This window comes from Halorubrum sp. Atlit-26R (assembly GCF_003666015.1).
Taxonomy (GTDB): domain Archaea; phylum Halobacteriota; class Halobacteria; order Halobacteriales; family Haloferacaceae; genus Halorubrum.
Window position 1 is genome coordinate 268683 of sequence record NZ_QPLT01000002.1, and the last position, 15747, is coordinate 284429.

The window sequence follows — 15747 nt, forward strand, 5'->3', positions numbered from 1 at the left end:
GGCTCAGCGGTGTAGAGCGACCGCCGCTACGGCGCGGACGTTGAAAGGCGGCCGCCTCGCGCGAACGCGAGACGACCGGTTGTGTCGCACGCCGGCGGCCGGTCGAGTAGGCGTCGGCCGCCGCCGTATATAAACCCTCGTTCACGGGACCGCGAGCGAACGGCCGACGCGTCCCGTCAGTCCGGCCGGTGGACCTCGCCGTCGCGCGAGTCGGCGTCCTTCCGGCGGAGCGCGGCGGCCGCGTTGTTCGCGTCGTAGCCGAAGAACACGTCCTTCGCGTACGTCTCGGCGACCTCGGCCGCGTGGATCAGGTCGTCGACGTCGACGTCGACCGCGTACAGCTCCAGCGAGAACGGCGTCTCCGGCGGCGCGCCGTGGAGGTCGTAGTCGCCGCCGAGCCGCGAGCGGAACCCGCGGGCGATGGCCTCCAGCCAGTAGGTCGTCGCGTACTCCGTGTCGTACAGGGGGACGACGAACTCGTCGACGTGCTCGGCGAGGCGGTCGAGGTCGAGCCCGGCGCGCTCGTAGAGGTGGTCGGGGTAGGGGTCGGGGTACAGCGTGAGCAGGAGGCGGCCGGGCACGAGGTCGGCCGCCTCGGCGACGAAATCGGTGATCACGTCGGCGCGCCAGTCGGCGAACTCGTCGCGGTCGCTCTCGGCGAACAGGCGCTCGCAGCGGTCGCAGTGACAGAACCCCTCGCGGGGGAACCCCACGTCGTCGAGGCGGACGTCCCCGTTCTCGGCCGCGCAGTCCGCGACGATCTCAAGGAGGCCCTCGCGGTACTCCGGGTGCGTCGGGCAGATGTACGCCCAGTCGAAGTACTCGCGGTCGCGGGTCGCGGGCTCGCCGCGCTCGTCGACGGGGACGAGGTCGTCGTCCTCGCTCGCGGCCGCGTTGTCGCCGAAACACGACACCATGTTCACGGCGTTCGGCAGCGGCTCGGCGGACCGCCCCGTGACGTCTTTGACCTCGTAGAAGCCGAGGTCGAACGGCTCCATCTCGACCTCGTCGGCGTTGCGCGTGACGACCCCGTACATGGGCCGGGGTACGTGACAGTCCGGTAAAAACGGACGGTATCGCGGCGCTCGGCGCGCGATGCGACTCGCCGAGCGGTGCGGGACGGTAGTCGGTTCGGCCCGCGGAGGGCGCGGGCGCGACGTCGCGGCGTTACTCGACTTCGACGGGCTGCTTGTCGCCGGCGAAGAGGAAGTACGCGAGCGCGACGAGCGACAGCACGAGGACGAGCTTGGCTTTCTTGCTCATACTTGACGCGTCGGGCGGCGGGCGCTAAAATCTACCGGAGGGAGACTCGCGAGTGTCTCCCACACCGAACGCCGGCCGACGTTTCAAACGTCGATGTGGTCGGCGATGTCCGCCCGGAGGATCGTCGCGCAGTAGTCGCAGCGCACGCCGTCGGCGACGACGTCGAAGCGGGTCTCGATCGGCTCGTCGGCGTTGGTGATACAGTTGCGGTTCGGACAGGAGAGCACGCCGGTCACGCTGTCAGGACGGGTGACGCGGTTCTTCTCGACGACCTCGAAGTCGCGGACGATGTTGATCGTCGCCTCGGGCGCGATGAGCGAGAGGACGTCGACCTCGGACTGCGAGAGCTCTCGGTCCTCCACCTTCACGATGTCCTTGCGGCCGAGCCGGTCGGAGGGGACGTTCATCCCGACGGAGACGCCGAACCCCTCTGACCCGTCGATACCGAGGATCGCGAGGACGTTCAGCGCCTGCCCGGCCTCGACGTGGTCGATGACGGTGCCGTCGCGGATCTTCGAGACGCGGAGTTCGTGCTCGCTCATCGGTCCACCTCCATACCCTCGTCGCCGTCCGGGTTCGCGTTCTCCAAGAGGGTGTCGAGCAGCGCCATCCGCACGGGAATCCCGTTGTGCGCCTGCTCGAAGTAGCGCGCGTGGTCGGTCTCGTCGACGTCGGGCGCGATCTCGTCGACGCGCGGGAGCGGGTGCATGACGGTGAGGTCGTCGGCCGCGGCTTCGAGCGTCTCGGCGTCGATCCGGTACTCGCCGGCGACGCGGTGGTACTCGTTCTCGTCGGGGAACCGCTCCTTCTGGATCCGGGTGACGTACAGCACGTCGAGCTCGTCGAGCACGGGTTCCAGCTCCTCGTGCTCCCGGATCTGCGCGCCCGTCTCGTGGAGGTCGAAGCGGACCGAGCGCGGGAGCCGCAGGGACTCGGGGCTGATGAAGTGCTGGTTCGCGTCGAACTCGGTGAGCGCGGCCGCCAGCGAGTGGACCGTCCGCCCGTACTTCAGGTCGCCCATGATCCCGATCGTGAGGTCGTCGAGCCCGTGGTCCTCGCGGATCGTGTGGAGGTCGAGCAGCGTCTGGGAGGGGTGTTGCCCCGCGCCGTCGCCCGCGTTGACCACGGGGACGTCAACGCGCTCGCCGGCCAGCGTCGCGGCGCCCTCGCTCGGGTGGCGGAGGACGAGCGCGTCCGCGTACCCCTCGATGACGCGGACGGTGTCGGACAGCGACTCGCCCTTCGACACCGACGAGGAGTCGACGTCGCCCATGCCGATGGTGTTCATCCCGAGGCGCTTGGCCGCGCTGTCGAAGCTCATCCGGGTGCGCGTGCTCGGCTCGAAGAAGCAGAGCGCGAGCACGCGGCCCGCGTGCCGGTCCGCGTAGGCGGCGGGGTCGTCGGCGACCGCCCGGGCCCGGTCGAGCACGGCCTCGATGTCATCCCGCGAGAGCTGGGTCGCGGTGATGAGGTGGTCCTGTCGCATCGTCTGAGATGGGACCCGGCAGTATCTTGAATCCCTCGGCTCGGGGCGCAGCGCGGGTGTTCACGTCCGTGCGGATCCTCCCGCCGGGCGGTTTCGAGATTCGCAGAACGCGGGGATCGTTCGCACGCTCGGCGGCCGCCGACACCCGTCCGCGCTTATAAACCGATCCGGGCCGAAGGTCCGACTATGTCCGACAACGATCCGGCCGACCTGCTGCCGAACGACCGCGTGAAGCAAGCCGCCCTCGACGGCGAGGTGACGCAGCTCCACCGCGGGAATCGCTACGGCGAGGAGGGCGACGCGTTCGAGATCGAGGGCGTCGCCTTCGAACTCACCGAGGTCACCGGGCGGACGCTCGGCGACATGACCGACGAGGACGCGAAGCGCGAGGGCTCGCCCTCCTTAGAGGCGTACAAGGAGCGAATGGTCCGCGCGCACGGCGGCAGCTTCGACTGGGACGACGACGCCGACGTGGTGCGACACCGCTTCGAGCGGATCGAGTAGAGCGGAGCGACGACGAATAGCGGAGCGGAGAGAACGTGGCGCGCGAGCGGGGGACGCGAGCCGCCTCAGTCGTCGTCCGCGGCCGCGCCGTCGCCCTCGCCCGCGGCGGTCGCCGCGTCGTCCTCGATGCTCGGCGGGTACTTCCCGCGGTCGAGCTTCAGGTCGGACTGCGGGCGCGCCATACAGGTGAGCGCGTACTCCTCGGCCTCCTCGTCGGTGAGGCCGCGGGCCGCGGGCTGGGTCACCTCGCCCTCGACGATCTCGGCGGAGCAGGCGAGACACATCCCGACGCGGCAGGAGTACTCCTGGGCGATCCCCTCGTCGAAGCAGGAACTGAGGATCGTCTCCGTGTCGGCCACCTCGATCGTCTCGCCGGTGCCGACGAACTCGACGGTGTACTCGGTCATGGCGCCGAGTACCCGCCGACCGGTCAAAAAGGGTTCCCTCCGTTCCGTCGCCGTCGCGGGGACGGAAGACGGTGAAGCAGCTCGGGATCAGCGCTGACATTTATAAATACACGAGATGACTTGTTTGCCGTGATGACGACGAAAACGGTCTCGCTCGATGAGGAAGCCTACAGACTGCTCAAAGCGCACAAGCGAGAGGGTGAGTCGTTTTCGGACGTGGTGAAGCGGATCGTCGACGAGCAATCGTGGACGGAAGTCGCGGGGGTTCTTTCCAAATCGGAGGCCAGAGAACTCGAATCACTCGTTCGTGCGGGACGAGACGGGTCCACTGAACGCCGCAACTGACCGAGTGGCGAGTCCGAGAGGAGACCATCGCAACGACTAATCCCCCGCCGGACGCTTCCCGAGGTATGACCGGCAAGGCCACCGCGCGAGCCCACCCGATCCAGGGGCTCGTCAAGTACCACGGGATGCGCGACGAGGAACTGCGGCTCCCGTACCACGACAGCATCAGCCTCTGTACCGCCCCGACGGCGACGACGACCACCGTCGAGTGGCAGCCCGACGCGAGCGAGGACACCTACGTCATCGGCGGCGAGGAAGTGGACGGGCGCGCCGCGGAGCGAATCGACATGGTCGTCGACCACGTCCGCGAGTTGGCCGGCGTCGACGCCGCGGTGCGGCTGGAGAGCGAGAACTCCTTCCCGTCGAACATCGGCTTCGGCTCCTCCTCGTCCGGGTTCGCGGCGGCCGCGCTCGCCCTCGTCGAGGCCGCGGGGCTCGACATGTCGCTCCCGGAGGTGTCCACGGTCGCCCGCCGCGGCTCCTCCTCCGCGGCGCGCTCGGTGACGGGCGCCTACTCGCGGCTCGACGCCGGCCTCAACGACGAGGACTGCCGCTCCTACCGCCTCGACACCGGCGTGAGCGAGGACGGGTTCGACCCCGAGGAGGACCTCCGGATCGTCGCCGCGCACGTTCCGGCTTATAAAGAAACCGAGGAGGCGCACCGCGAGGCGGCCGCGAGCCACATGATGCAGGCGCGGACCGCGCACGTCCAGGACCAGCTGGTCGAGATGACCGACGCGCTCCGTGCGGGCGCGTTCGACCGGATCTTCGAGACGGCCGAGCACGACTCGCTCTCCCTGACCGCCACGACGATGACCGGCCCCGCGGGGTGGGTGTACTGGCAGCCCGAGACGATCGCGGTGTTCAACGCGGTGCGCGAGCTCCGGGAGGAGGGCGTCCCCGTCTACTTCTCGACGGACACCGGCGCCTCGGTGTACGTGAACACCCTGGCCGACCACGTCGACGAGGTGGAGAGCCGGATCGCCGAGATCGGCATCGACACGGACGTCTGGGAGGTCGGCGGCCCGGCGCGCGTCCTCGACGAGAGCGAGGCGCTCTTTTAAATAACGCCTTTTTAAATAAGAACCGCCGTGCGGTGGCGCGTGCCTGCGAGTGGCCGCCGAAGGCGGCCGCGAGGAGCACGCGCGAGGGAGTCGGCCGACCGGAGCGAAGCGACGGGAGGCCGACGAGGCTGGGGAGGCGTGAGGCTGCGGTGCTGTGCGGGGTGGGACTCAAAGGGGCAGTCGCCGGCGGCAGAGCCGCCGGCTGCCAGAGACGCGTAGCGTCTCGCTGCCGTGAGGCAGCCGCAGGCGACGTAAGCACTGGAGAGAGCGAGCGAAGCGAGCGACTGAAGCGCGTGGTTCGAGACGCCGGAGGCGTCTCGTCATCCCGAAAATCTCCGATTTTCGGGCGACAGCGAGCGTGCGGCTGCCTCACGGCTGGGGCTTTGGAGGCGTTTGTCGTCTATCCGTCGTCGACTATTTATAAGCGAACGACTCGGGCTTTGGAGGAGTTCGCCGTCACAGCGACCCCGAATCCGCCGTCACCCGCTTATTCGTCCGGGTCCTCGCCGCGCGCCCGTTTGTACATCGCTAACGCTTCCTCCCGCCGTTCGGAGTGGTCGACGATCGGCGCGGGATACTCCGGCGCGGTGTTCGCGCGCTGCGTGGGCGACAGCTCGTGCCACTCGTGGATCAGGTCGGCGTCGAGCCCGCGCAGCTCCGGCACGTGTTCTTTTATATACTCCGCGTCGGGATCGTACCGCTCGCCCTGCGTCATCGGGTTGAAGATGCGGAAGTAGGGCTGCGCGTCGGTCCCGGTCGAGGCCGCCCACTGCCACCCGCCGTTGTCGTTGGCGGTGTCGTGGTCCGCCAGCTTCTCTCGGAAGTGGTCGTAGCCGTGGCGCCAGTCGGCGAGCAGGTCCTTCGTGAGGAAGGAGGCGACGATCATCCGCACGCGGTTGTGCATGAACGCCTCCTCGCGGAGCTGGCGCATTCCGGCGTCGACGATCGGGTACCCCGTCTCGCCGCGCTTCCACGCGGCGATCTCCTCGGGGTCGTCGCGCCACTCGATCCCCGCCTCGTACTCCTTGTAATTCTCCGTCACGACCTCGGGGTTGTGGAAGAGGACCTGCGCGTAGAACTCCCGCCACGCTAACTGCTGTTGGAACTCTTCCACCTGCTCGGGAGCGTCCTCGGGCCGCGCGTCCGACTCGGCCTCCGCCATCGCCTCCTCCGTGGCCGCGTACGCCTCCCGGACGCCGATCTCGCCGTACTTGAGGAACGTCGAGAGCCGGGAGGTCGCCTCCCGGGCCGGGTAGTCGCGCTCGGCCTCGTACTCGAAGACGGCCTCCGAGAGGAACCGGTCGAGGCGCTCGCGGGCGGCCGCCGTCCCCGCGCCCCCGATATCGGCGTCCGGCTCCGCGAAGCCGAGGTCGGCGGGCGTCGGGAGATCGCCGACCGCGGCGCCGACGGCGACGCCCTCGGCGTCCGCGTCGCCCCCGTCCGCGACCGCCCCGCCGTCTGCGTCGAGCGCCTCGGCCGCGCTCGCCAGCCGCTCGGCGTCGACGAGCCCCTCGCCGGTCGGCGTCGGCGCCGGGCTATCCTTCGCGCGGTCGGTCCACTTCTTCCAGTAGTAGCTGTACACCGAGTACGGGTCGCCGGCGTTCGTCCGGATCGCGTCGGGGTCGTGGAGGACCGCGTCGTGGTGCGCCTCGCGGGCGACGTCGACCGCGTCGAGCGCCCGTCGGACGCCCGCGTCGCGCTCCCGGGCGAGCCCGGAGTAGTCGCGGTTCCAGACGACGCGCTCGGCGTCGAGCGCGTCGGCGAGCCGCGGGAGGACGGTCTCGGGGTCGCCGCGCGCGACGAGCAGGTCGCTCCCGCGCTCGCGGTAGTCGTCCCGGAGCGCGGCGAGCCCGTCGAGCAGGCGGCGCACCCGCACGTCGCTCGCGTGGTCGAGGACGCTCGGATCGAAGACGAAGACGGGCGCGGCCGGCCCCCTGTCCGCGTCGGCGTCACCGGTTCCCGCCGCGGCCGCGAGCCCGACGTTGTCGGCGACTCTGAGGTCCCGTCGGTGCCAGAACAGCTCCATGGGATCGACACGGGCGCCTCCACCGTGAAACCACCGGGACCGCAGGTCGGTGGCGGCGCGGAGTTCCGGCCGGGGCTCGTGCCGTCCCGGGACGCGGCGGTCACAGCAGGCGGACGACCATCGGAACGAGGACGACGAGCAGCGCCAGCAGCCGCAGGACGTTCCGCTTGTTCACGAGGCGGAGCGCTCTCACGGCTCCACCCCGTGTCCGCGACGGTGGTGTGCCGGCGGCGATCGGCGCGGCGTCGAGGCGACTCGCCGCCGGCCGAGCGGGCGAGCGGCGGTCACTGCCCCGCCGTGAAACCGAACTCGGCCGCGAGCGTTCCGCCGTTCGTCGTGACGACCTCGTAGTCGTAGGTGATCCCGATCGAGAGGACTCCGGGGTCGCCCATCGGCTCCAACACCGGCTCCGCGTTTCCGCCGTCGAGCGCGAGAGGCGACTGGTTGACCGACGCCCGCAGCTCGGCCAGCGACTGGCCCGTCGGGAGCTCCGTCGTCGTCCCGTCCGGCGCGACGAACTCGAACGTCGTCACCGTCGCGGCGTCCCGCAGGTCCTGCGGACCCGAGAGTTCGAGGCTCGACAGTTCGAGCTCGTTCGCGTCGAGCGTCCCGCGGTTCGACAGCTCGATCGTCTCGGTCATCTCGCTCCCGTCGTCTTGGTCGCCGGCGGTGTCGTCCGCCGAGGTGAACGCCACGGTCTTCGGATGTATCTTCAGCACGATGCTCCCCGCCTGGAAGCTGAACGACGCTTCCCCGCTGTCGGTGATGTACGCGTACGTGCCCGCTCCCGCGGTAGCTGAAGCCGTACCGGCGAGGGCAATACTACCGAGGAGCTTTCGCCGCGATATCCCGTTGTCATTATCCATTGTTTTTTTCGGTGAGATTTTCTTTGCTCTCTTCGCTCGATGTAGCCTCACGCCAGAGGTCACGCACCTCCAACACTACGAACAGGAATGATGGAACGATGATGAGCGCGACCGTTCCGAGGCTTGTAGAGGCGAAGCTGATGACGTACCCTATGAGTGGGACACTGAACATCACGACCCCTACAATCTCTCGAGGACTCCGAGTTTCAGCGTCTCGGTTCTCGTTCGCATCACCCGCTGTAATGAAACGAGGTTCACCGCTTGACCCCTGAGTCTTCTCTACTACTCGGTGGGTAGTAGTTATGGCTCCGACAGCCCCCTCTCTAAAGGTGATCACGTCACCTGCTTCGATGTTCTCGGCCGGAACATCAGTGACGTATATCACGTCACCGGGACTATATGTCGGTTCCATGCTTCCTGATTGTACGACGTAACTCGCCTCCAATCCTCCAATCACCGGATAGGCGTGGAGGATAAAGGGGAGTAGTGCCACTACGAGGACAACTACACCGAGCTGGTGTAGTCTGTCGTTCACGTTTACGTTGAGCTGTTCGGTTGACCGTTGTCGGGCTCAGGACCGAGAACCAGTCCACTGGTGCTCGGGCTTTCGCTCGCCGGATCGAACACCTGAGACTGGTACTGACTCGCCCAGGGATTCTGGGGGTACCCGTCATTGGCGGCGGTACTTCCCGGGTTTGTGGTGTTCACGTTGGTCTCGCCGTCAGGTGTCGGCCCGGCATCGGTTCCACGGAACCGCTCCTCGGGATTGTGTCTCGACTGCTCTGCGTAGAAGTCGAAGTTGACCGTGATGGCGTCGCCCTGAACCTCGTTGCCGACGGAAGTGGGAAGCGCCCATCTGACCGTCACGTACTGCGTGGCACCGTTGGCAAACGGATCGACCGGCTCGCCGTTCGGGTAGGCCGAAGACGGCGACGTGTCCGGAGAGCTGGCATCACGAACACCGTCGAGAAGGACCGGGGTCGATCCGTACTGCCCCTGATTTTGCTGCTCTTTCAGATCGAGAGGCTTCTGGATGTACCGGTCGTTCCAGATGCTGCCAGTTTGAGGGCCGTCACCGACGGTACCACCTTGGTCCTGATCGTAGAACGAGCGGAACTCAAGATTCTCGTCGAGTTCGCCGTAGCCATCGGTATCCTGCCCTTCCGCGTCCAGTTCGGCGTCGCCCTGTCCGTTCTCCTGCGAATTGCTGAGACGGCCGCGGAACCAGACCCACGCGGGGTTGTCGTTGTTCAGGATCGAGAACCGAATCAAGCCACTGTCACCGGGCTTGATATCGTTCAGTTCGATAGCGAGGCTGCCGTCCTGATCTTGGGGACTAACTGGATTGGTCCCGTCGACACTGTTCCCGTAGTGCTCAACCTCGTAGCCGAGCTGAAGGTCGAGTTCACCGGCGGTGAACGTCCCAGACGTGGATTCCGTGTCGCTGAATAGTGCCTGAGTACCGTACCCACCGGCAGCACCAGCTATTCCGATACCTCCGAGACCCATAAGGGCCTTCCGCCGTGACAGTTCGATGTTGCTGTTGTCGTCGCTCATGGTTGCTCGGCAGTCGGATGCCAGCCGTGAGCGGTAGTCCGCCACCCAGCCTCCAGTCCCGCCTTCCGGCGGCGAGGCGAACTGCCCGCCGGGGAGTCGAACCCCGGACGCACGCCGCGCGGGCCCGAACCGTTCGTCCGCCGACGAGCTCCCCGAACCGGGCCGCGGAGCGCTCCCGTCCCGCGGGACGCGGCGCTCACGTCGGCCGGGCCGAGGGGCGTTCCGGTGCGGCGGTCGTGTCGGGTGTCTCTCATCGCGAACGTCCCCGGCGGGCTCCCGACCGGGGCGATTCAGTCCATATGACCCACCCTCTTAGCAAATCGCACGATTCGTGAGAAAACGAGGGAATTAGCCCTCTAAACGGGCGATTAGAGCAGATAACGAGACGTTACCTCGGTCGGCGTTCGGACGGCGCCGTCCCTCGGAGTCGACCGGTCGATCGAGCGGTTCGCGAGCACCGAAGGGCGCGCTGCGGTCGCTGACGACGCCCGACCTGCGTGGTTCGGCCCGTGCGGTAGCACCCGGATACTATCGGTGAAACGGCCGTTAGGAGGCGGTTACGAGAATCTCCGGAGGGCGGAGAGACGCGGCGGCGTCGGGGCCCCGACCCGCGGTAAGCCGATCCAAATCGGTTCCGCCGCTCGGTCCGCGTCAGCCGGCGCCTGAATCGCCGCGGTCGCACCGCAGGGGCCGACTTCTAATGATGCCCGTCCGCGTGAATCGAGACGAGGCCCGCGACGGCGGGCTAGGGGGTAACCAGAAAGATGGCGATAACCGATCGACACGAGACGATTCCCGAAACGGCGATACACGACCTGCTCCGCAACGAGCGCAGACGACAGGTGATCAAGCACCTCCGCAGTTCAGTGGGAACGACGACGCTCCGCGACTTGGCCGAATACATCGCGGAACACGAGACCGGCGAGGCGCCGCCGCCGCGAAACATCCGGGACAGCGTCTACAACTCGCTACACCAGACGCACCTGCCGAAGCTCGACGGGCGCGGGATCGTCGAGTACGACGCCGACCGGAAGACCGTGCGTCTCACCGCGGACGCCCGCTCCGTCGACGTGTACATGGAGGTCGTCACGCCGTACGGGATCACCTGGAGCGAGTACTACAGCCTGCTCGGGACCCTCTCGCTGGCGGTCGTTCTCGCGGCGCTCGTCGACGTCCCTCTGATCTCGCTCGTCGATCCGGTGGCCTGGGTCGCGCTCTGTCTCGTCGGGTTCCTCGCGTCGCGCGGGTACCAGCTCTGGACCGACCGCTGGGTGTACCTCAACGCGCTCATCGACTGACCGGCTGGGGTCGGTTCGGGGCGTCCGAGTCGCCGGATCTCGGAGCGTCGCGGGGGTCGTGACGCCCGGCCGTATCAGCCGTCCGCGCCGGTCAGGGACTCCAGCAGCCTGACGGCGGGCGCCTTCGCGAGCGGGTCGTTGCCGTTGCCGCAGTGGGGCGACTGGACGCAGGCGGGACAGCCCCCCTCGCAGTCGCAGGAGTCGATGAGGCGCGCGGTCCGGGTCATCAGCTCCTCGATCCGGTGGTGTCCGCGGCGCGTGAGGCCGACGCCCCCGGGGTACCCGTCGTAGACGAACACCGCCGGTCCCTCGGTGTGCGGGTGGTGGGGCGTCGAGATGCCGCCGACGTCGGCGCGGTCGCACAGCAGGTGGAACGGGAACAGCGAGATGATCCCGTGTTCGGCGGCGTGGATGCCGCCGTTGAACGCGTACTCCCCGCCGGGGATCGGTTCGCCGCCGTCCGCCGCGGCGTCAGTCTCATCGGCGTCCACCGGGTCGCCGAGACGCCGCATCTCGCGCTCGACGTCCTCGGGCACGGGGAAGTACAGCGCCTTCGTCCGCAGCGTCGTCTCGGGGAGGTCGAGCGTCGACTCGCCGAGCGACTCGCCGGTCGCGGCGTCCTTCCGCGCGAACCCCGTAATCTGCTCGGTCACCGTCACGTCCGCGAACCGGACGGGGACGTCCTCGCGCGCCGAGAGCGCGCGCTCGTCGAGGTCCTCGTTCACGACGATGTCCTTGTCCGAGCGCACCTGCGTGTAGTAGTCGGCCCACGACTGCTGGAGCTCCGCGACGTCGCGGTCGAGGTCCAGCTCGACCACCTCGTAGGTGCGGCCCTGCTGGTGGTAGATGGCGCCGGGGTGGGCGTCCCGGAGCGCGTCGGCGAAGCCGAGCGTCGCGACCGTCTCGCCGCTCGACCGTTCGACGAGCGACACCTCGCGCTCCTCGGCGGTGCGGAGGTTCACGGACTGCTGCGGGCTCGACCCGCCCGCGTGGACCCAGCGCGTCCCCGCAGCGGCCTCGCGCCGGTTCAGCGCGCCCTCCTCGGTCAGGTCCGCCACCACGCCCGGGAAGGAGTCGCCGAAGAAGCGCTCGTCCGCCGGCGAGAGCCAGTTCTCGTCGGCCGCGCAGGCGACGTGGCCGGGCATGAGCTGGCCGTTCTCCGGGTCGCAGATCGCGTCCTCGGGCGGCGCGTCGAAGAAGTCGCTCGGGTTGCGCATGAGGTACTGGTCGAGCTGGTCCTCGCCGCCGACCATCACCACGAGCGCCGGGTCGTCGCCGCGGCCCGCGCGGCCCGCGCGCTGGTGGGCGGACATCCGCGTGCCGGGGTAGCCGTCGAGGACGACGGCGTCGAGCCCGCCCACGTCGACGCCGAGTTCGAGGGCGCTCGTCGACCAGACGCCGCGCAGATCGCCGGCGTGGAGGTCGGCCTCGATCTCGCGGCGGCGGTCGTCGGTGAGCGCGGCCTGGTACGCGCCCACCTTCCCGGCGAGGTCGCGCTCGCCCCGCTCGCGGAGGTCGCTCGCGCTGTCGGTCGCGTACTGCTCTGCCGTCTGTCGCGCTCGGGTGAACGCCAAGGTCTGTGCGCCCGCCGTCACGAGGTCGACGAACAGCCGCTTCGACTCCGTGTGGCTCGACTTGCGGCGGCCGCTGCCGCGCTCCTGCCAGTCGTCGTCGTACTCCGGCGGGTTCCACAGCACCCAGTCGCGCGGCCCCCGCCCGGACGTGTCCTCGTCTATCAGGGCGATCCCGTCCGGGTCGCGGCCGGTGACGGCCGCGACGTGGTCGACGGGGTTGTTGATCGTCGCCGAGCAGCAGACGAACTGCGGGGAGGCGCCGAACCGCTCGCAGGTCCGGGCGAGCCGCCGGAGCGTGAGGGCGACTTGCGAGCCGAACACGCCGCGGTAGCTGTGGACCTCGTCGATCACGACGTACTCTAAGGAGGAGAAGAACCAGTCCCACAGGCGTTCGGCGTACGGCAGCAGCGCGTAGTGGAGCATGTCCGGGTTCGAGAGGAGCACGGTCGGCCGGCGGTCGCGCACGTCGCGCTTCTCCGAGCGCGAGAGCCGCCCGGTGTAGGAGTCGACCGAGACGCGGCTGCCGAACCCGAGGTCGGCGGCGAGCTCCGACAGCGACTCCTCCTGGTCCGCGATCAGCGCGTTCTGCGGACCGATATAGAGGGTGCGCCCGCCGTGATCCATCGCCGCCTCGAACGCCGGGACGGTGTACGCGAGCGACTTGCCGCTGGCCGTCTCGGTCGCGAGCACGGCGTCGTCGCCGTCGCGGACCGCCTCGATCGCGTCGGCCTGATGGCGGTAGAGCCGATCGATCCCGCGCCCCGCGAGCGCGTCGGCGAGCCGCGGTTCGAGGTCGACGTCGGCGAACTCGGGCTCTCGGGCGGGGATCCGCCGGTGGTCGGCGATCTGTCCCTCGTAGAAGGGGCGGTCCCGCAGCCACTCGATGGCGTCGTCCACGGTTACGGTAGTCTGGGGTCGACGGGGCCTAACGGTTGCGGTGGCGAGGAGTCGAATGCGAGCGACCGACCGACGGCGCTCAGTCGTCGGCCGGCGAGCGTCCGGCCCCGTCCCCGGTCGGCGAGAGGTCGACGGCCGGCTCCGCGGGGCCCTCGCGGGCGAGCGGCGGCCAGCGGACCTCGGTCGCGATCGGGTCGTCGAGGTCGAGGCGCATCCGGAGGTCGCCGCGCCGCTCGGCGACTTCGAACCCGACCGTCCCGTAGACGCTGCGAGCGACGCGGTTCCCGGTCTCGACGTGGAGTTCGATCCCCTCGCGGCCGGCCGCGGCGGCGTCGGCGATGACGTGTCGGCACAGCTCCGTGCCGACGCCCCGGTCCTGCGCGGCGGGGTGGACGAACACGGCGAGCTCGGGGACCGCGGCGTCGGTCGGGGTGTACATCGCGTGGCCGAACAGCTCGCCGTCCCGCTCCGCGACGACGTTGTTCCCCTCCGTCAGCATCGATCGGAGCCACTCGACGCGTCGGTTTCGGCTCACGGGCGGCAGCCCCTGCGCGCGGTCTGCGCGGTCGAACCGCTCGTACATCTCCGCGAGGAACGGCTCGTCCGCGTCGTGGGCGGGCCGGATCGTCCAGCGCGCGCCCTCCTTGTCGACGAACCGCGGACAGCGCGGCGGACAGTGCGGCGTCCCCTCGCACTCGCTGCCGTCCCAGCCGTCGCAGGCGACGCTCGCGGTATCGGGGGTCATGTCTCGACGTTGGCGCCGCGTCGGGTTATATCGGCACGACGACTTTCACAGCGTGGGAACGGGTGACGAGGCTCCTTTTTAAATAGAGGTGGTCGGGTCAGCGGCGCTACTCCCGGATCAGCACGATCCCTTCGCGGAACACCGCGTGGTTCGGAACGACGTGTTCCTCGCCGTCCGTCTCGATGTGCGTGACGAAGAGGTCGACCTCCTGGACGATGCCGCGCTCGCCGGCGACGCGCACCTCGTCGCCGATGCCGTACGGCTGTCGGAGGAGGAGGAAGACGCCGGCCGCGGCCGAGGCGACCAAGTCCTTCGTCGCGAGGGCGGCGAACAGCACGAGGGCGAACGCGTACGCCGCGAGCAGGACGATGAGCGCGAGCGTCTGGACGCCCACCTGCCCGAGCGCGATGAGCGTCGCGACGTACACCACGCTGTACTTCACGAGCGTCGGGAGCACGCCGAGTTCGGGGAGCTTTATCCCCCGGAGGCGCTCGGCGACGAGCAGTTCGGCCTTGTCGCCGACGACGATGCCGACGATGAACACGACCACGGCGACGAACAGCCGCGGGAGGAAGGCGGCGACGCCCGACCAGAACTGTTCGAGGTAGTTCACGTCCGCGACGGTGAGCGCGACGATGACGGTGACGGCGAGGATGAAGTAGCTCGACAGTTTGGCCAGAATCCGCACCGTGGAGGTGTCGAACTCGCGGGCCGTCCGCTCGAAGGCGGTGCCCTCGATCACCTCGGGGACGCCGGCGCGCCGGAGCAGCCGGCGGTTGACCACGCCGGTGAGGTACGCGAGGAGGAGCCCCAACAGGAGGACGCCGAGCGCCAGCCAGAGGCGGTACGGCACACTCAGGAGGAACTCGGGGACGGTGATCTGGGCCGCGGACATGGGTCAGTACTCCTCCGGATCGATCTCCAAGACGAGTTCACCGGCCTTGAACGCCCGGACGAGCCCGTCGGACTCGGAGAGGACGATGGCGGTCGAGTTCGTGTCGCGGGTGATCGCCGCGCCGGACATGTGTCGCGCGCCGAGCCCCTTCGGAATGTCGACCCCCTCGGCGGCGGGTTCGAGGTAGCGGTACGCCGAGACGATCTTCCCGGAGTCGGAGACGACGAACGCGCCGTCCAGCCGTGAGAACTCCTTGAGCATGACGTTCACGATCGGGTCGCCGACGTGGACGTGGCTCTTCTCGAAGGGGTTGTACGACAGCGGCCGCGACTTGTTCATCACCTTCCCCGCGTCGCCGACGACGAACAGCGCGCCCACCGGCTTCCCCTTCTGCCCCTTCTGCCCGAGCTCGATCGCGACCTCGAACACGTCGCGGATCACGCTCGGCTCCGCCCGCGAGTTAGCGAACAGGTCGTAGATACCGGTGTGGACCCCCTCGTCGACGGTCGCCCGGATAACCGCGTCCGAGCCGCCGTCGAACACCGAGGCGACGCACGCGACCTCGTCGCCCTCGGCGAGGAGCCCCTCGTCCATCGCGCCCTCGATACCGAACCGGATCCGGTCTTTGACGTTGTCGAACGGGAGCGGGAGCTCGACGAACGGCTCCGCGTCGACGTCGTTGTCGGGCGCGACGACGAGGACCTCGACCTCGGCGTCCCCGAATCGCTCGAAGAAGGAACTCGTCGGAGAGAACAGCAGCGCGGCGTCGACGTCCGCGACCAGATCCGCCAAGTGGTCGGTGAGCGAGGCCATTGTAGGC

General features: G+C 68.8%; 16 protein-coding genes. 4 read left to right on the forward strand and 12 right to left on the reverse strand.

Translation table 11 applies throughout. The features are described from left to right. Positions 1–176 precede the first annotated feature (176 nt). The 3 genes from DVK07_RS03750 to pyrB form a co-directional block, all read right to left on the reverse strand. Complete coding sequence (locus DVK07_RS03750; RefSeq protein ID WP_121595802.1) at positions 177–1037, reverse strand: hypothetical protein; 861 nt, start codon at positions 1035–1037, stop codon at positions 177–179. Positions 1038–1346: 309 nt separating this feature from the next. Then, positions 1347–1805, reverse strand: coding sequence for an aspartate carbamoyltransferase regulatory subunit (pyrI, locus tag DVK07_RS03755; RefSeq protein WP_121595803.1), 459 nt, complete (start codon positions 1803–1805; stop codon positions 1347–1349). Beyond that, a complete protein-coding gene (pyrB, locus tag DVK07_RS03760) occupies positions 1802–2749 on the reverse strand; it encodes an aspartate carbamoyltransferase (protein WP_121595804.1) in 948 nt (315 codons plus the stop codon). Before pyrB ends, pyrI begins: the two co-directional genes overlap by 4 nt. Before the next feature lie 186 nt (positions 2750–2935). Between pyrB and DVK07_RS03765 the strand changes: the two genes are divergently transcribed. Continuing rightward, a complete protein-coding gene (locus DVK07_RS03765; protein ID WP_121595805.1) occupies positions 2936–3253 on the forward strand; it encodes an ASCH domain-containing protein in 318 nt (105 codons plus the stop codon). Positions 3254–3318: 65 nt separating this feature from the next. On the opposite strand, the gene DVK07_RS03770 is transcribed toward DVK07_RS03765, so the two are convergent. After that, on the reverse strand, positions 3319–3660 hold the full coding sequence (locus DVK07_RS03770) for a 2Fe-2S iron-sulfur cluster-binding protein (RefSeq protein WP_017343374.1): 342 nt from the start codon (positions 3658–3660) through the stop codon (positions 3319–3321). A gap of 132 nt (positions 3661–3792) precedes the next feature. Between DVK07_RS03770 and DVK07_RS03775 the strand changes: the two genes are divergently transcribed. Together DVK07_RS03775 and mvaD are read left to right on the forward strand one after the other, a co-directional pair. Beyond that, complete coding sequence (locus tag DVK07_RS03775) at positions 3793–4005, forward strand: antitoxin VapB family protein (protein ID WP_121595922.1); 213 nt, start codon at positions 3793–3795, stop codon at positions 4003–4005. Positions 4006–4070: 65 nt separating this feature from the next. Continuing rightward, a complete protein-coding gene (gene mvaD / locus DVK07_RS03780) occupies positions 4071–5069 on the forward strand; it encodes a phosphomevalonate decarboxylase MvaD (protein ID WP_121595806.1) in 999 nt (332 codons plus the stop codon). Positions 5070–5556: 487 nt separating this feature from the next. Here mvaD and DVK07_RS03785 read toward each other — a convergent pair whose 3' ends face one another. The 4 genes from DVK07_RS03785 to DVK07_RS03800 all read right to left on the reverse strand — a co-directional run bounded on the left by DVK07_RS03785 (position 5557) and on the right by DVK07_RS03800 (position 9518). Then, positions 5557–7095 carry a deoxyribodipyrimidine photo-lyase gene (locus DVK07_RS03785; protein WP_121595807.1) on the reverse strand — a complete coding sequence of 513 codons (1539 nt, stop codon included), beginning with the start codon at positions 7093–7095 and terminating at the stop codon, positions 5557–5559. Positions 7096–7379: 284 nt separating this feature from the next. Next, the gene (locus tag DVK07_RS03790) at positions 7380–7961 is read right to left on the reverse strand and encodes a TasA family protein (protein WP_121595808.1); all 582 of its coding nucleotides are present in this window, start codon (positions 7959–7961) and stop codon (positions 7380–7382) included. After that, positions 7954–8496, reverse strand: a complete 543-nt coding sequence (locus DVK07_RS03795; RefSeq protein WP_121595809.1) for a signal peptidase I — start codon at positions 8494–8496, stop codon at positions 7954–7956. The genes DVK07_RS03790 and DVK07_RS03795 overlap by 8 nt, the downstream gene beginning before the upstream one ends. A gap of 2 nt (positions 8497–8498) precedes the next feature. Beyond that, positions 8499–9518, reverse strand: coding sequence for a SipW-dependent-type signal peptide-containing protein (locus tag DVK07_RS03800; protein ID WP_121595810.1), 1020 nt, complete (start codon positions 9516–9518; stop codon positions 8499–8501). Positions 9519–10282: 764 nt separating this feature from the next. Between DVK07_RS03800 and DVK07_RS03805 the strand changes: the two genes are divergently transcribed. After that, on the forward strand, positions 10283–10816 hold the full coding sequence (locus DVK07_RS03805; protein ID WP_121595811.1) for a hypothetical protein: 534 nt from the start codon (positions 10283–10285) through the stop codon (positions 10814–10816). A 74-nt stretch (positions 10817–10890) separates the two neighbouring features. On the opposite strand, the gene DVK07_RS03810 is transcribed toward DVK07_RS03805, so the two are convergent. The 4 genes from DVK07_RS03810 to dacZ form a co-directional block, all read right to left on the reverse strand. Further along, on the reverse strand, positions 10891–13287 hold the full coding sequence (locus tag DVK07_RS03810; RefSeq protein WP_121595812.1) for a DEAD/DEAH box helicase: 2397 nt from the start codon (positions 13285–13287) through the stop codon (positions 10891–10893). A gap of 79 nt (positions 13288–13366) precedes the next feature. Then, on the reverse strand, positions 13367–14032 hold the full coding sequence (locus DVK07_RS03815) for a GNAT family N-acetyltransferase (RefSeq protein WP_121595813.1): 666 nt from the start codon (positions 14030–14032) through the stop codon (positions 13367–13369). A 106-nt stretch (positions 14033–14138) separates the two neighbouring features. Further along, complete coding sequence (locus tag DVK07_RS03820) at positions 14139–14927, reverse strand: mechanosensitive ion channel family protein (RefSeq protein WP_121595814.1); 789 nt, start codon at positions 14925–14927, stop codon at positions 14139–14141. Between the two features lie 3 nt (positions 14928–14930). Continuing rightward, positions 14931–15740, reverse strand: coding sequence for a diadenylate cyclase DacZ (dacZ, locus tag DVK07_RS03825; RefSeq protein WP_121595815.1), 810 nt, complete (start codon positions 15738–15740; stop codon positions 14931–14933). Positions 15741–15747 lie beyond the last annotated feature (7 nt).

Excerpts from the sequence above, each read along its gene's own strand:
- DVK07_RS03750 (WP_121595802.1), bottom strand. The coding sequence starts at position 1,037 with ATGTACGGGGTCGTCACGCGCAACGCCGACGAGGTCGAGATGGAGCCG.
- pyrI (WP_121595803.1), bottom strand. The coding sequence starts at position 1,805 with ATGAGCGAGCACGAACTCCGCGTCTCGAAGATCCGCGACGGCACCGTC.
- pyrB (WP_121595804.1), bottom strand. The coding sequence starts at position 2,749 with ATGCGACAGGACCACCTCATCACCGCGACCCAGCTCTCGCGGGATGAC.
- DVK07_RS03765 (WP_121595805.1), top strand. The coding sequence starts at position 2,936 with ATGTCCGACAACGATCCGGCCGACCTGCTGCCGAACGACCGCGTGAAG.
- DVK07_RS03770 (WP_017343374.1), bottom strand. The coding sequence starts at position 3,660 with ATGACCGAGTACACCGTCGAGTTCGTCGGCACCGGCGAGACGATCGAG.
- DVK07_RS03775 (WP_121595922.1), top strand. The coding sequence starts at position 3,793 with ATGACGACGAAAACGGTCTCGCTCGATGAGGAAGCCTACAGACTGCTC.
- mvaD (WP_121595806.1), top strand. The coding sequence starts at position 4,071 with ATGACCGGCAAGGCCACCGCGCGAGCCCACCCGATCCAGGGGCTCGTC.
- DVK07_RS03785 (WP_121595807.1), bottom strand. The coding sequence starts at position 7,095 with ATGGAGCTGTTCTGGCACCGACGGGACCTCAGAGTCGCCGACAACGTC.
- DVK07_RS03790 (WP_121595808.1), bottom strand. The coding sequence starts at position 7,961 with ATGGATAATGACAACGGGATATCGCGGCGAAAGCTCCTCGGTAGTATT.
- DVK07_RS03800 (WP_121595810.1), bottom strand. The coding sequence starts at position 9,518 with ATGAGCGACGACAACAGCAACATCGAACTGTCACGGCGGAAGGCCCTT.
- DVK07_RS03805 (WP_121595811.1), top strand. The coding sequence starts at position 10,283 with ATGGCGATAACCGATCGACACGAGACGATTCCCGAAACGGCGATACAC.
- DVK07_RS03815 (WP_121595813.1), bottom strand. The coding sequence starts at position 14,032 with ATGACCCCCGATACCGCGAGCGTCGCCTGCGACGGCTGGGACGGCAGC.
- DVK07_RS03820 (WP_121595814.1), bottom strand. The coding sequence starts at position 14,927 with ATGTCCGCGGCCCAGATCACCGTCCCCGAGTTCCTCCTGAGTGTGCCG.
- dacZ (WP_121595815.1), bottom strand. The coding sequence starts at position 15,740 with ATGGCCTCGCTCACCGACCACTTGGCGGATCTGGTCGCGGACGTCGAC.